At 63.9% G+C, this 12790-nt stretch carries 14 protein-coding genes and 1 pseudogene; 14 read left to right on the forward strand and 1 reads right to left on the reverse strand.

What is annotated here, in order from left to right:
• The first annotated feature begins 6 nt into the window (after positions 1-6).
• From P3T22_RS30110 to P3T22_RS30175, 14 genes are read left to right on the forward strand one after another with little or no spacing between them, the layout of a single operon-like run.
• The gene (locus tag P3T22_RS30110; RefSeq protein ID WP_429326939.1) at positions 7-345 is read left to right on the forward strand and encodes a hypothetical protein; all 339 of its coding nucleotides are present in this window, start codon (positions 7-9) and stop codon (positions 343-345) included.
• Positions 346-400: 55 nt separating this feature from the next.
• The gene (locus P3T22_RS30115) at positions 401-850 is read left to right on the forward strand and encodes a tetratricopeptide repeat protein (protein WP_429326940.1); all 450 of its coding nucleotides are present in this window, start codon (positions 401-403) and stop codon (positions 848-850) included.
• A 1-nt stretch (position 851) separates the two neighbouring features.
• Complete coding sequence (locus P3T22_RS30120; protein WP_429326941.1) at positions 852-1175, forward strand: acyl carrier protein; 324 nt, start codon at positions 852-854, stop codon at positions 1173-1175.
• Positions 1175-2113, forward strand: coding sequence for a type III secretion system inner membrane ring lipoprotein SctJ (sctJ, locus tag P3T22_RS30125; RefSeq protein WP_429326942.1), 939 nt, complete (start codon positions 1175-1177; stop codon positions 2111-2113). Before P3T22_RS30120 ends, sctJ begins: the two co-directional genes overlap by 1 nt.
• Entirely contained in the window at positions 2110-2685 is a 576-nt protein-coding gene (locus P3T22_RS30130) for a hypothetical protein (RefSeq protein ID WP_063495362.1), read from the forward strand. Before sctJ ends, P3T22_RS30130 begins: the two co-directional genes overlap by 4 nt.
• Entirely contained in the window at positions 2679-3458 is a 780-nt protein-coding gene (locus P3T22_RS30135) for a FliH/SctL family protein (RefSeq protein WP_082854957.1), read from the forward strand. The genes P3T22_RS30130 and P3T22_RS30135 overlap by 7 nt, the downstream gene beginning before the upstream one ends.
• The gene (locus P3T22_RS30140; protein WP_063495363.1) at positions 3455-4426 is read left to right on the forward strand and encodes a FliM/FliN family flagellar motor switch protein; all 972 of its coding nucleotides are present in this window, start codon (positions 3455-3457) and stop codon (positions 4424-4426) included. The genes P3T22_RS30135 and P3T22_RS30140 overlap by 4 nt, the downstream gene beginning before the upstream one ends.
• The gene (locus P3T22_RS30145; RefSeq protein WP_063495364.1) at positions 4423-5067 is read left to right on the forward strand and encodes an EscR/YscR/HrcR family type III secretion system export apparatus protein; all 645 of its coding nucleotides are present in this window, start codon (positions 4423-4425) and stop codon (positions 5065-5067) included. The genes P3T22_RS30140 and P3T22_RS30145 overlap by 4 nt, the downstream gene beginning before the upstream one ends.
• Positions 5064-5339 carry a type III secretion system export apparatus subunit SctS gene (gene sctS / locus P3T22_RS30150; protein ID WP_063495365.1) on the forward strand — a complete coding sequence of 92 codons (276 nt, stop codon included), beginning with the start codon at positions 5064-5066 and terminating at the stop codon, positions 5337-5339. The genes P3T22_RS30145 and sctS overlap by 4 nt, the downstream gene beginning before the upstream one ends.
• Before the next feature lie 2 nt (positions 5340-5341).
• On the forward strand, positions 5342-6064 hold the full coding sequence (locus P3T22_RS30155; protein WP_429326943.1) for an EscT/YscT/HrcT family type III secretion system export apparatus protein: 723 nt from the start codon (positions 5342-5344) through the stop codon (positions 6062-6064).
• Positions 6061-6801 carry an EscU/YscU/HrcU family type III secretion system export apparatus switch protein gene (locus P3T22_RS30160; RefSeq protein ID WP_429326944.1) on the forward strand — a complete coding sequence of 247 codons (741 nt, stop codon included), beginning with the start codon at positions 6061-6063 and terminating at the stop codon, positions 6799-6801. Before P3T22_RS30155 ends, P3T22_RS30160 begins: the two co-directional genes overlap by 4 nt.
• 1 nt (position 6802) lies before the next feature.
• Positions 6803-8881 carry a flagellar biosynthesis protein FlhA gene (locus tag P3T22_RS30165; RefSeq protein WP_429326945.1) on the forward strand — a complete coding sequence of 693 codons (2079 nt, stop codon included), beginning with the start codon at positions 6803-6805 and terminating at the stop codon, positions 8879-8881.
• Between the two features lie 11 nt (positions 8882-8892).
• Positions 8893-10224 carry a FliI/YscN family ATPase gene (locus P3T22_RS30170; protein ID WP_063495369.1) on the forward strand — a complete coding sequence of 444 codons (1332 nt, stop codon included), beginning with the start codon at positions 8893-8895 and terminating at the stop codon, positions 10222-10224.
• A complete protein-coding gene (locus P3T22_RS30175; RefSeq protein WP_063495370.1) occupies positions 10224-10652 on the forward strand; it encodes a hypothetical protein in 429 nt (142 codons plus the stop codon). The genes P3T22_RS30170 and P3T22_RS30175 overlap by 1 nt, the downstream gene beginning before the upstream one ends.
• A 69-nt stretch (positions 10653-10721) precedes the next feature.
• Here P3T22_RS30175 and P3T22_RS30180 read toward each other — a convergent pair.
• Positions 10722-12790: pseudogene (locus P3T22_RS30180) on the reverse strand (hypothetical protein); the annotation flags it as partial.

Raw genomic sequence — 12790 nt, forward strand, 5'->3', positions numbered from 1 at the left:
GAAAATATGGCTATCACGGGTTTCTCACCGAATCAGGGCGCCCAGGGAATATTGACTGGCAGTGGCTTATCGACAGGGGCAGTTTTCGCAGTCATGGCAGCGAAAATCCAGAAGGATGCCGGGAATGTCAAGCAAGCCATGAACGAGGTCAATGATTCAAACAACACGCAGCAGGGCGCGGGCGCCGGCAACACGCAGAACGGTACCGACAACTCCCAGGACAACCTCAAGATGGCGAAACTCCAGCAGGCGACTACCGTCATGAACACGGATATCAACATTTTGACCACCACGATGGCGGGCATGGGCGAAGCGCAGCAGAGCGTCGCGAAGAATATCCGCTAACGATTCTTTAACCAGGACGAAGACGCCCTCGTGGCGTCTTCGGGAGCCATTGCAGATGCGGGACGACACACTGGAACTGCTGATTTCGATAGGTCATTACGCCCGCATTCATCGACGCTTCGACGAGGCGCGGTATCTATTCGATCGGCTGGCACTGTTGTACCCGAAGCGGGCCTTTCCGTACCTCGGGCAGGGTCTTGTCGAACTCGATCGCGCGAATTACCGCGGTGCGTCGTTGTTGTTCGGCCGTGCGGTGGAGGTCGTGCCCGACAGTGCGTTAGCGCGTGCGTGGCTCGGCGTGTGCCAAGTGTTCGAAGGACATTACGCGCTCGGCGCACGCATGTTGATGACCGTGGCGGATGGCGACGAGCCGGGTGCGAGTTCGATGGCGGCGGCGTTCCTTAATCTGCCTGAATGTGTGCCCTATACCCGCGCTGCACAGGTTGCGCCGGCCGCGGCCTCCCTTTCAACCATTGAACGACTGACTAAGCGAAATAGGCATTGATATGTTGCAACTTCCTGTCACTAGCATACCGGTCCATACCGGCGCGTTGTCTCCTCTGTCTCCCGCTACCGACCGGTCCGCAGACGGAGTCGGCGATGGAGGATCGCAGATCGAGCGTCTGCTGGCGAGCGCGCAAGACAAGCAGGATACGTCGACGCAGCAACTGTCGATGCACCTCGACCAACTCGCATCTAGCAGCCCATCGACGATCGACATGCTGCGTTTTCAGGCCAACATGAGCACCTTTATGGTTCAGGTGCAGATGGTGGTACGCGTCTCCGACGAGGTAGGCCGCGCCATCCAGACGCTGACGCAACGAAGCTGATGCGGCGCACTCTGATCCTGCTGCCGATCCTGCTTTTCCTCGTCGGCTGCAGAACCTCCCTATTTGAAGGCCTGGACGAGGACCAGGCGAACCGCATCGTGGCTGCGCTGAGCCACCACGGTATCAACGGCTACAAGGAGCGCAATGCGGACCGGACCTGGAACATCTCGGTCGACGACGCCGATGCAGTGGTCGCCACCGAGCTGGCCAGCGCGTATGCACTACCGCGCGGCGGGCACGCGAATCTCGGCGAGCTGTTTAGCCGTCAAGGGTTGATCTCAAGCCCGGAGGAGGACCGCGTCCGTTACATCTTCGGGCTGTCGCAGGAACTGTCCGAAACGCTCGAAAAGATGGACGGCGTATTGCTCGCCCGCGTGCACATCGTGCTGCCCGAAAAGGATCCAATGGAGCCCGCGAAAGACACGCTGCCGTCTGCGTCCGTGATGATGCGTTACCGCAGCGACTACAACCTCGAACTAATGCGCGACCGGATTCGCGCGCTGGTGGCAGGCGGTGTCGAGGGGCTGACGCCCGCGCGCGTGTCGCTGACGCTGCTGCCGGTGACGCCGGTACTGATTTTTCCAGGCCTCTGCGCGGACGGCGCAGATGTCGCCAGTGCTGCGGGTGGTGTCGCAGTGACGACCTGCGAGCAAGACGGAGGTAAAGCGCAGTCGCGGACCACGGTAGTGCTATGCGCGTTGACAGTGCTAGCGCTATTGGTGGCGGGCTTCATGTGGTTTTGGAGTTCGAAGGCGGGCACGTGGTTCAAGCGGAAAGCACGCAGGGGCGGCACCAGAGCGCCGGTTGAAAATCCTAGGCAGGTCGTCCAGGAAGCGACGCCCGATGCGTCCGAGGCAACCGCAGCAAATGCAGCAACCGCAGCAAACACCACCGAAGCTGCATCGAAGTCCGCAACCCGAACCGGAGAGCACGCATGAAGCACGCCTATACCTGCGCACCGGCCTACTGGGCGCATCGCAGTTGGCTTGAATCCGGGCATTCCATCCGTAACGAGCGTGTTGCGCGTGCCGCACATGCATTCTTGTTCGGCCGTTACCCGCAACTGGTTCGGGTGACGCTTGCGGACGTGCCGCCCATGCTCCCGCTCTTGCCACGACCGGCGTGCGCGCGCTTGTGCCGTATCGTTGCCGCGCTCGCATTCGCCCGTTCGTTGCGCCGCGTGGTCGCCGCGCAGGCCCGTGCCGCGTTTGCGGCCGGTGTTGCGCCGCGCCTGCTTGGCGCGATTCAACGGCATCCGCGCGCCGACACCGCCGACCTGACGGTCGAGCCGACACCGTCGCTATTCAGTCGGCGCGAGATGACGGCGCTCGGTCTGGCGCTGGCGATGCAAGCGGCTGGAGACTCCCGCTATGCATTCTGGTGGGGCTTGCGCTTGCCGCGCGAGATGTCGGAGGCCGCGGCGTGCTATCGCGTGCACGGACTGTCTGCATTTGACGCGCGGGAACTGGTTGCCGACGCGCGGCGTTTGATGGAGGGTCACTCATGCTGATCTGTCGAATGGGCCCATGGAGAATTGAATCTGATGGGCATTTGAGCGCGCTGGAACTGGTGTCGCTCGAAGGCTTGCGTACCGTCGAAGCGGAGCGCGCGGCCGAAGCGTCACATGAGCGCGACCGCCTCGCGGTGCAGGCGCGCGAACTCAAACGCCGAGCGTGGCGTCGGGGCCACTTGGCCGGCAAGGCAGCTGCGCTGCGCGAACAGGTTGGACGCACTGCTGCAGCAGTGTTCGCCGCTCATCGTCTGGAGGACCGGCTAACGCAGATCGTACTGGGCGCAGTGAGCGATATTGTCGGCGAACTACCGCCGTCAGCGGCGTTGGTCAATCAATTGCGGCGCGCGGTTGCCGTGGCGCAGTCGCAACGGCTCGTTTCCGTACGGGTTGCGCCGGCGGCGTTCGAGGATGCGACGCAGCTGATCTCATCTATCGAGCGGGAACTCGGCACGCCGTTTTGCACGGTACTGTCCGATGCGGGATTGCCCGCTCATTCGTGTGTCATCGAAACCGAATCCGGCGTTATCGATGGCGGTCTGAAGGTGCAGTTGCGCTCGCTGGAGCGTGGCATCCGCGATGGTGTGGCCGCGGTGCTGCGCACCTATGACCTGGCCGACAGCTCAGGGCGTACGACACTCGACGCGGTCCGGCACGACCTGCGCCAGACGCTGGCCGCGCTGGCTGCGCCGCTTGCACCCCCACCTACGCGGCCTCCTTCGCCGGGCATGGCCGGTGTTTTTCGACGTCCGTTCGTGCGGGAGGCGGCATGAGTCTTTGGCCGGACATGGAAGCCGTCGCGCTGGCGGATGTCGAGCGCCACAACCTGGCGATCCGGCACTTCGGCGGACCGCAGACGGTGCGCGTCGGCTCGCAGCGCTTCACGCTGGAGTTCGAGCCGTGCCGGGAGCGTTATCCCTTGTTGGTATCCGGCGTGGCATCGCAAGCGCCGTTCATTGCCGCGTGCGATGCTGGCGCGCTGTTGCCGGAGCTGACGCCGTCGGTGATCAGCGAGCGCGGTGACATTGCGCTGACGCACGTCGTCGACGCACTGAGCGACTGGTTGTGCGCTCTGGAAGGCCTGTTCGGCTTCACGATCGAGCTCGCCGGCGTCGCTTTCGACGCCGTCCCCCAAGCGGGCGCATACGGCCTCGCCGTCACGCAGGTGGCGAGTGGCCGAGCCGCCCATTTCTCGCTTTGCAGTCCGGCGGTCGATGCATGGCTGCGACGGCGCCTGCCAACGCCGTCGTCCAGCGCGGCGCTGCTGCGCCGTCTGTACGTGCGTATGCCGATCTGCGTGCCCGGCCCGTCGATGTCCGTGCAGCGTTTGCGCAAGGTCGCGGTGGGTGATGCGCTGCTGTTCGACCGTGATTCGTGTTACCTGCGCGTGCCAATGCGGTTGGGCGCGTGCAGGATCTTGTTGAACTTTACTGAGGAGTACACCATGGTAGACCAAGTCCTGAATGATGAAACGACGCCCGTGGAAGTGACCAGCGAACTGCTGCCGATCGACGCCTTGACTTTCGCGTTCGAAGCTGTGCTCGGCACGCTGTCCCTGTCGGTTGCCGAACTGGCCCATCTACGCCAGGGGTCGATCGTCGCGTTCCGGCTGCCCGCGCGTGAGCGAACGGTCACGCTGCTTTGCCAGGGCGTTCCGTTTGCGCGCGGCGAGCTGATCGATATCGAAGGTTCGCTAGGCGTGCGCGTGACCCGGATGACCCAAGGGGACCTGCCCGCATGACCGACCAATTCGATCCGCTCCAGGTCGTCAGCATGTTTTTCATGCTCGGCTTGCTACCGCTTGCGGTCACGATGATGACTTCGTTCACGAAGTTCAGCATCGTGTTGACGCTGCTGCGCTCGGCGCTCGGCGTGCAGCAGGCGCCGAGCAACCTGGTGATCTCGGGGATCGCGCTCGCGGCGACGCTGGTCGTCATGTCGCCGACCATCGCAAAGATCGGGGCCGCGCTGCCGACCGGCGATAGCGGTGAAGTGGTCATGCCGCGTGCCCTCGATCTGTTTCAGGCGGTACGCGGCCCGCTCGGCGAATTCATGTTGGCGCATTCGCGGCCCGACGAACGGAAGTTTCTCGTCGGCGCCGCGAAGCGGATCGATCCCGAGCACGACGCTCGCGAGACAGATCTCCAATTGCTGATTCCGGCGTTTCTGATCAGCGAAATATCGAGCGGCTTCGAAGTGGGTTTTTTGCTCTATATCGCGTTTCTGGTGGTGGATCTGGTCGTTGCCAACATACTGACCGCCATGGGCATGGTGATGCTGTCACCGAGCACGGTGTCGATTCCATTGAAGCTCTTCGTCTTTGTTTCGGTGTCAGGCATGTCGAAGCTGATTCACGGCCTTATCGTCGGCTATGTCAAATGAACAGTGTCCCCACTCTTGCCACCTTGTCCAGCGATGCGCTCATGCTGGTGTTCTGGCTATCGCTGCCCGCGCTTGCCGTCGCGACAGTGGTCGGCTTATTGATTGGACTGCTGCAGTCGGTGATGCAGATTCAGGATCAGAGCTTGCCCTACGGGGCAAAGATTATCTGCGTTGGCGCGGTGCTGATCGTGACCGCGCCTTGGGCGAGCCGCGAACTCGCGCGCTTTCTTTCTCATGTGTTTACCTTTATCGCCGCGGGGCGTCTGCATTGAGCATGAACTACATCGACTATATCGAGGGCTTCGCGTTCTGTACGATCAGGCCAGCGGTGGCACTATCCCTGATTCCATTTGGCCAAAGCGGCTCACTCGGGATCCTGTTGCGGTTGCCAATGATGCTCGCGCTGGCGATGCTGCCACGACAGGCCGGTTGGCCGCCGCAACTGCTACCGGCAATCTTTTTAGAGGCGGCGACCGGTGCGGCGCTCGGGCTTCTGCTCGGCACCATCTTTCATGCAGCTTCGGCGGCTGGTGCGGTGCTTGACCAGCAAGGCGGCTACTCGAGCGCGGCGATTTACGATCCACACTTCCAGCAGGAAGCTGCGCTATTCGAAACGTTGTTTTCGCAGTTTGCTGCGTTGACGATGTTCACGGGGCCGGGTTTGCCGCTCCTCTTCGGCTTTTTCACGGATGCGTGGGTGCTATGGCCACCAGGCCGTTGGCGCGTCGATCTAGTCGATGTGTTTCGGCAACTCGCGCTACGCGACCTGGCCGTGGCGCTGACCGAAGGCGTGCGGCTCGCCAGTCCATTGCTCGGCCTCGCGCTGCTGGTCGATGTCGCGTTCGGACTGATGTCGCGGCACGCGAAGCGACTCAACCCGTTTGCCACCGCACGCACCGTCAAGGCGTTGATCCTGTCGTTTGCCGCCATGCTGAGCGTGCCCCCGTTGTTCGCACAGTTGCGCGCCGCGTTTGATCACGTGATCCATCTGCAATGAGCGACAAGACCGAAGCCCCAACCCCCAAACGGATCCGCCGCGCACGCCAGGACGGCGAGATCGCGAAGAGCACGCATTTGACAGTGGCGTTCAGCGGCCTCTGCTGGTGGCTGTATCTGTTCATCGAGGCGCCGCATTTGTATGCACTCGCCACCAGACTGATCCTGCATGTGACGACGCTAGATGCTACGCGTCCATTCGGCGATCGGCTCGTGTCGACGCTCGCGGCGTTGAGCGCGGTCATGCCATCGACACTGATGGCGCTTGGCGTGGGGGCGCTCGCCGTTCTGGTGCCCGAGTTGATGCAGACGCGCGGGCTAATCGCATGGAAGCGTGTGTCGCTCGACCCGAAGCGTCTGAACCCGGTCAACGGGCTCAAGCAGATGTTCAGTCTGCGCCTCTTGTGGGACACCGCGCTCACGCTACTGCAGTTCGCGATCCTGCTATTTCTGTTCGTTCAGGCAATCGTCGCATGGCTGCGGCAGCTTGTGCCGATCTGGGCGTTCTCGTTGCCGGTTCACCTCGGCTATACGGCGACGTCGCACTCGCACCTGCTTGCCTGGATGGCCGCATCGCAGATTGCACCTGCCGTCGCTGACTACCTCATCCAGCGCTTTCTGTGGTTGCGCCGTCTGCGCATGGACAAGAACGAAATTAAACGGGAGTTTCGCGACGACGAAGGCGATCCCTACGTAAAAAGCCGTCGCCGCGCGCTTCATCGGGAGCTTGGTCAATAACATGTTGAATCGTTCTATCCTCAGCCGCTACGATCTATCGGCCTTTTTCGCGCGTCACGCCGACCTTGCCGTCGGTATCGGCATTCTCGCCGTGCTGGCACTCCTGATCGTGCCCGTGCCGCCTTTCGTGCTCGATCTGTTCATCTGTGTGAGCTTCGCTGCCAGCCTGACGATGCTGAGCACCACGCTTTATGTCTCGAAGGCTGCGGATCTCGCGAGTTTCCCGTCGCTGCTGCTGATTACCACGCTGCTGCGGCTCGCGCTGGCGATCGCGTCGACCAAGATGATCCTGCTGCATGCACACGCTGGCCAGATCATTGGCGCGTTCGGCGAGATGGTGGTGGGCGGCAATGTTGCCGTCGGGCTGGTCGTGTTCATCGTGCTCGCTGCGATCCAGTTCATCGTGGTCGCGAAAGGCGCGGACCGGGTAGCCGAAGTGGCCGCGCGCTTTACCCTGGATGGCATTCCGGGGCGCCAGATGAGCATTGACGCCGACATGCGCAATGGCGTGGTCACGGCCGCGCAGGCGAGCCGGATGCGCGCGGCGCTCGAACGTGAGACGTACTTCTATGGCTCCCTCGACGGTGCGATGAAGTTCGTCAAGGGCGATGCGGTGGCCGGCCTTGTCGTCGCGCTGGTGAATATCGTCGGCGGGCTGGCGGTCGGCATCGCGCAGCGCGGCATGTCGTTCAGCGATGCGCTGCATGCCTACACGATTCTCACCGTCGGCGACGGTCTGGTGTCGCAGATTCCGTCGCTGATCGTGTCGGTGGCAGCGGGTATTCTCGTCACACGCGTCGCCTCGGCCGATGGTGCGGACGCCCATCTCGGCGGCGACATTTACCGGCAACTGGCGGTGCATCCGAAGGCGATCGGGATGGCCGGCGTGGCGTGTCTGTCATTGGCGGCGATCCCGGGTTTTCCGCACATTCAGTTTGCGGTTGCCGGCGGTCTGCTGCTCGCGCTTGCGCTCACCTTGATTCGCAACGCTGCGGTCGCGTCGAACTCGCAGCGCGCGCTGATGCCGGAGATGACGCGCGACGGCGGCAACTACGTGCCACGCATCCTCGATGACGTCGAATTGGGCACCAGCGCGACCTTGCGGTTGCGGCTCGGCCTCAAGGCCTTCGATGCTTTGCGTCCCGAGGCGCTGAACCGGCAACTCGGCCAGTTGCGCCGCAACCTGATGGTCGAGTTGGGCGTACCGTTTCCGGGTCTTGCACTGCTGCGCGATCAGCGGCTCGAGCCTGAGCGCTACATCATCGATATTCAGGATGTACCATTTGCGAGTGGCACGCTGGTCGCCGCTCATACGCTGGTGAGCGGTGATGAGAGCCTCATTACGTTCGACGGCGTTGAGGGCTACCGGCCGCGCGCCGCGAAATCGGTTTGGGTGCCGACCGCGAAGGCCGCGTCGATCGACGATTCGGGATTCCGTAAGGCGACCGTCGACGAAGCGCTATGCGATCACCTCACCGAAGTCTGCCAACGTTCGGCGGCCGATTTTCTCGGCACGCAGGAGACGCGCTTCCTGCTCGATCAACTGGCGATCGAATTTCGCGAGCTTGTCGCGCAGGCAGGGCAGGTTGCGAGCACGGTGCAGCTCGGCAGCGTGCTGCGGCAACTGCTGCTGCAGCATGTGCCGATTCGCAACCTGCGCGCGATTCTCGAAGCTGTCGTACGCGTGCCGGCGGGGGAGCGCACGATCGACCGGATGGTGCGGGAAGCGCGCATCCAGCTCGGGCGGCAGTTCGTGCGCAGCTACGCTGACCTCGGGACGTGGACTCTCTCCACGGCTGTGCTAGACCCTGCATGGGAAGCCAGTCTCGAAGCTCAGATCAGAAGCGGCATTGATGGCGAGCCGCAGTGCGTGTTGTCCGCTGAAGAACTGACCCGGGCGCAGCAGGTCTTTACCGCGGACCTGTCAGGGATCGGTCTGATCGTTACCAATGCAGTCCTGCGTCCGCATCTTGCGCGGTTGTTGCGGGACTTCGGTCAGCGCATCGAGGTGCTGGCGATCGAAGAGATTCCGCTCGATGTCTTTCGTGTCCAGACGGTCGCGACACTTGGTGCCGCATAAAGGAGGACCTCATGCGATCGCTTGGAAATAGTGTGCCCATGTTCATGTCCGCGCCGACGTTACGGGGTAGGGTGGTTGAAGCACGTGGCGTGATTGCGCGGGTGGTGGGCGTGTCGTTGCGAATCGGCGAGAAAGTACGGCTGGTGCGCCCGGACACGCTCGAAGCTCAGTATGGCGAAGTGGTCGGTTTTGCGCACGATGGCACCCTGGTCATGCCGCTCGCCGGGTTGGCCGGCCTGTCGGACATTACCGAAGTGCAGGGCTGCGGCTCGGCATGGGGCATGTTCGACGCAGTGGGGCTGCTCGGACGGGTGGTGGACGGTCTCGGCAAACCGCTCGATGGGGGGCTGGCGCCGCCCTTGCTCACGACCGCTGCCGCTGCTGTGGCGCAGGCCGAGGCAGGGGCGACGCTCAATCCGCTCGAACGGCCCGTGATTGCCACACCGTTTGCGACCGGCGTGCGGGCGATCGACGGCCTGCTGACCTGCGGCGTCGGTCAGCGCACGGGGATCTTCGCGCCGGCGGGTGGCGGCAAGAGCACGATCATGGGCATGATCGCGAACGGCGCATCGACCGACGCGATCGTGGTTGCCTTGATAGGCGAACGCGGTCGCGAGGTAGGCGAATTCATTCGCGACCATCTCGAACAGCGGCGTGCGTCGACCATCGTGATCGCAGCGACCTCCGACCGTCCTGCGGCGGAGCGTATCAAGGCGGCGGAGCTCGCAGCGAAGGTTGCGGCCGACTTGCGCGCGAGCGGACGCAATGTGCTGCTGCTGTTCGATTCGTTGACGCGCTATGCGCGTGCGTTGCGCGAGCTCGGACTGGCGGTCGGCGAGCCGCCGTTGCGCGGCGGTTTTCCGCCGAGCGTGTTCGCGCAGTTGCCGCGGCTGATTGAATCGGCCGGTGTGACGGCACAAGGCAGCATCACCGCTTTCTATACGGTGCTCGCCGACGAGGCCGATCTATCGGATCCGGTCGCGGAAGAGGCGCGTTCGCTGCTGGATGGACATATCCAGCTTTCGTCGAAACTGGGCGCGGCTGGGCATTATCCGGCGATCGATATCCTGAGGAGCCGCAGCCGCTTGATGAACCGCGTCGCGGATGCGGCGCAGCGTGCCGACGCGAATCGCGTGCGCGACTGGCTGGCGCGTTATGAGGACGTCGAGATGCTGTTGCAGATTGGTGAATACGAACGGGGTAACGATGCCGGGACTGACCGCGCGATCGACCTGCGTCCGGCGATCCAGCGTTTTCTGCAGCAACCGTACGACCAGTGCAGCGGGTGGGCTGAAACGCGCGCGCTGCTGCGGGAGGTGTGCGGCGAAGGGCGCCCGGAGTAATGCGCAGCGCGGCGCAGGAGGAGAAATTGTGGCGGATGCTCGTGCGCGTGCGCGCTGTGCGGGTGCGCCGCAGGCTCCGTGCGCTGGCCGACGCGCGTCGGCGTGAGCGGCACGCGGCCGCTGCAGTGGCCGAGCAGGCTGCCGCACTGGACCGACACGCCGCGCAACGGCAGCGCGTGCTCGCGTTCTGCCGACGCGACCAGAGCGCCGGTGGGCAGTGGCATGCGACGCTGCGCGCGCACGACGGAAGGACGCCGGCGTTGCATCGGCAACTGGACGACGCGCAGCAAGCACACGCGTCGGCGCACCACGAAGCACGTCAGGCGCTGCGGGACTGGAATGTCGAGCGAGTCCGGCACGACGATGCAAAGCACCGCTGGCGGGCGGCTGTCGCGCGCGTGGCGTGTGGCGCTCGGGACGGTGGGTAGCGCCGCAGTGAAGAGAGCGGGGCGAGTCGCCCCGAATCCGGCCGACAGGTGAATACCGCTCAAGACCTGTCAGGCATGTCCGTCAAACTGGATGTACATTTGCATCGCTTTGCGTAGGTCGGCCGTTTGATTGCGGCCGAAGTGATAGTTTTCCAAGTCGAACTGGGCGATGTAAGTCGGTCCCAGAATGCCGTTGATAACCATGCCGAGCGCTGCGCTCGCGCGGTCTTTCATCGGTAGGTTCGGGTCCGCGACATCGCGGGCGAAGGTCCAGACTTCCGATGCCGACGCACCGGCGTGAAACAATTCCCCCGCATCCACCCTGCGTACATTGGCGATGATGTACTCGGCAGATTGGTCCGACAGATTGATGCCAAGGTGTTTCAGTAGATCGTTGACTATACCTACGGAGCCTGGATACGAGCCCGGATCATTGCCCGTTGGCGATTTCTGCACCACCCCGCCGAGCCTGTCCCGGTTGGCCATATTGTCGTGGTTGCTTGTGCTACCCCCGGGGTTACCCCCTTTGAGGCCGACGTCGTCGTGCATCTGCCAGTTGCCCTGGGCATCGAGCCTGACCGGATACTGAGGCCGGTACGCGTTATCGGCCTGCCAGACGCGCCACGTGCTGTTGTCTTTGTCGAAACGCGCGGGGTAGGTCTTCCCGCCACTGGTGATGTAGTAGTGCCCGTCGTTGTCCGCCAGCACCCCCTGCTGTCCCGGGGCGGGTTTCAGCGCAGCGGGCGCGGGCTGCACGGCGTAGTCGTCGGGCAGGCTGGACCGGGTGCCGTTGATGCGCTGCGAGGCCTCGGCGACGGCCGGGTCCGCGACGAAGCCCTGCGGCGCAGCGGTGCCCTGCAGGCCTTCGCCTTGTATGCCTGTCGTGCCGGCGTTGTGGGGCTGCACCGACGACGCACCGGGGATGGGCACCGTCTCGTCGAGCGGCGTGTGCGGCCCGGGCAGGTGTTCCCTGGAAGCCGCCTCAGCCACGCCGACGCCCTCTGCGGCCAGCCGTTCGGAGAAAGCCGCTGCGCCTTCGCCCGCGACCAGGCCGAGCAGGCCGGAACTCAGGTCGATACCCAGCCGTGCGTTCTCCGACAGCGACGAGCGCGCGTCAAACGCTGCCGTGATGGGGGCGAGCGGTGTCATGCCCAGCAGAAAACGGGCGGTGCCTTCGAGAATCTGGTCAGCCAGTTTTTCCCCGCGGGCGCGCGGCGTGATCGAATCGTCCTTGTGCGAGGCGTCTTTCAGCACCGCGTTGTACTGGTCGGCCAGATCGCGGACATAATCGGGACCGGCTGGCGGCAGGTTATTCAGAATGTCCAGATAGCCTTTCGGACCGTCGACGCCATAGCCGTTGAGCTTTCGCCCGGCCTCGACCGACCAGTCGACGAGCCTGTCGTGCAGTGCGGGATCGTCCTGCATGCGCTGCGTGAACGCCAGCAGCCGGCGGTCCGCGAGGTCGTCGCGGCCAGAGCCGGGATTGGTGCTGAACAGCTGGCGGCCGATCAGTTCATGGCGCTTGCCGGGATCGCCGGTGACCCCTTCGGCTTCGCGGAGGAGCCGGTCAACCTCCGCATTCGCTTCGGCCCACTTGCCGTCCTCCTGCTTCGTGTGCTGGTCGATCGCGGTGGCAATCCTGTGCTGCAGATCGTTCTTCAGGTCCGCGGCCTGGCTGAAATAGCGTTGCCTCGAGGCGGGCGTCGATGCGGCAACAAACTGGTCGCGCAGCTGCGTCAATCCGTTCAGGTTGCGCTGGTCGCCCGCCTGGGTCAGGTAGCCTGCGCCAACCGGACTGTTGAACACGCCCAGCGCCCGCTGGACCGGATCGTTGCCTGCGCTGGTGCTGCGCTCGCGCAGCGCGCTATCCAGCAGCGATAGCTGCTGGTCGGCACGTTGCCGCGTACCGGCGTCCGTGCTGTCGCGGAAGGCGACGTCGAGCGTCGCGAGGGCGCCTGCGTAGGCTTCGTGTTCGCCCGGCGGCAACGTGCCGAGTTGCGCCTGCATGCCGTTGACCTTCTGCTCGAACTGCTGAACCCCGGGAGGGTAGCCGGTGAGGCCCTGCTTCAGGTCCCTGCCGAGCCGTCCCATGTTCTGCTCGTCCTGGTAGCTGCTGCGCGACAGGCGCACGCCGTTGG

This window comes from Paraburkholderia sp. GAS348 (assembly GCF_050434205.1).
Lineage (GTDB): Bacteria > Pseudomonadota > Gammaproteobacteria > Burkholderiales > Burkholderiaceae > Paraburkholderia.

Coding starts and splice junctions, on each gene's coding strand:
- P3T22_RS30160 (WP_429326944.1), top strand. CDS start 6,061: ATGAGCGACAAGACCGAAGCCCCAACCCCCAAACGGATCCGCCGCGCA.
- P3T22_RS30140 (WP_063495363.1), top strand. CDS start 3,455: ATGAGTCTTTGGCCGGACATGGAAGCCGTCGCGCTGGCGGATGTCGAG.
- P3T22_RS30120 (WP_429326941.1), top strand. CDS start 852: ATGTTGCAACTTCCTGTCACTAGCATACCGGTCCATACCGGCGCGTTG.
- sctS (WP_063495365.1), top strand. CDS start 5,064: ATGAACAGTGTCCCCACTCTTGCCACCTTGTCCAGCGATGCGCTCATG.
- P3T22_RS30145 (WP_063495364.1), top strand. CDS start 4,423: ATGACCGACCAATTCGATCCGCTCCAGGTCGTCAGCATGTTTTTCATG.
- sctJ (WP_429326942.1), top strand. CDS start 1,175: ATGCGGCGCACTCTGATCCTGCTGCCGATCCTGCTTTTCCTCGTCGGC.
- P3T22_RS30130 (WP_063495362.1), top strand. CDS start 2,110: ATGAAGCACGCCTATACCTGCGCACCGGCCTACTGGGCGCATCGCAGT.
- P3T22_RS30115 (WP_429326940.1), top strand. CDS start 401: ATGCGGGACGACACACTGGAACTGCTGATTTCGATAGGTCATTACGCC.
- P3T22_RS30170 (WP_063495369.1), top strand. CDS start 8,893: ATGCGATCGCTTGGAAATAGTGTGCCCATGTTCATGTCCGCGCCGACG.
- P3T22_RS30175 (WP_063495370.1), top strand. CDS start 10,224: ATGCGCAGCGCGGCGCAGGAGGAGAAATTGTGGCGGATGCTCGTGCGC.
- P3T22_RS30155 (WP_429326943.1), top strand. CDS start 5,342: ATGAACTACATCGACTATATCGAGGGCTTCGCGTTCTGTACGATCAGG.
- P3T22_RS30110 (WP_429326939.1), top strand. CDS start 7: ATGGCTATCACGGGTTTCTCACCGAATCAGGGCGCCCAGGGAATATTG.
- P3T22_RS30165 (WP_429326945.1), top strand. CDS start 6,803: ATGTTGAATCGTTCTATCCTCAGCCGCTACGATCTATCGGCCTTTTTC.
- P3T22_RS30135 (WP_082854957.1), top strand. CDS start 2,679: ATGCTGATCTGTCGAATGGGCCCATGGAGAATTGAATCTGATGGGCAT.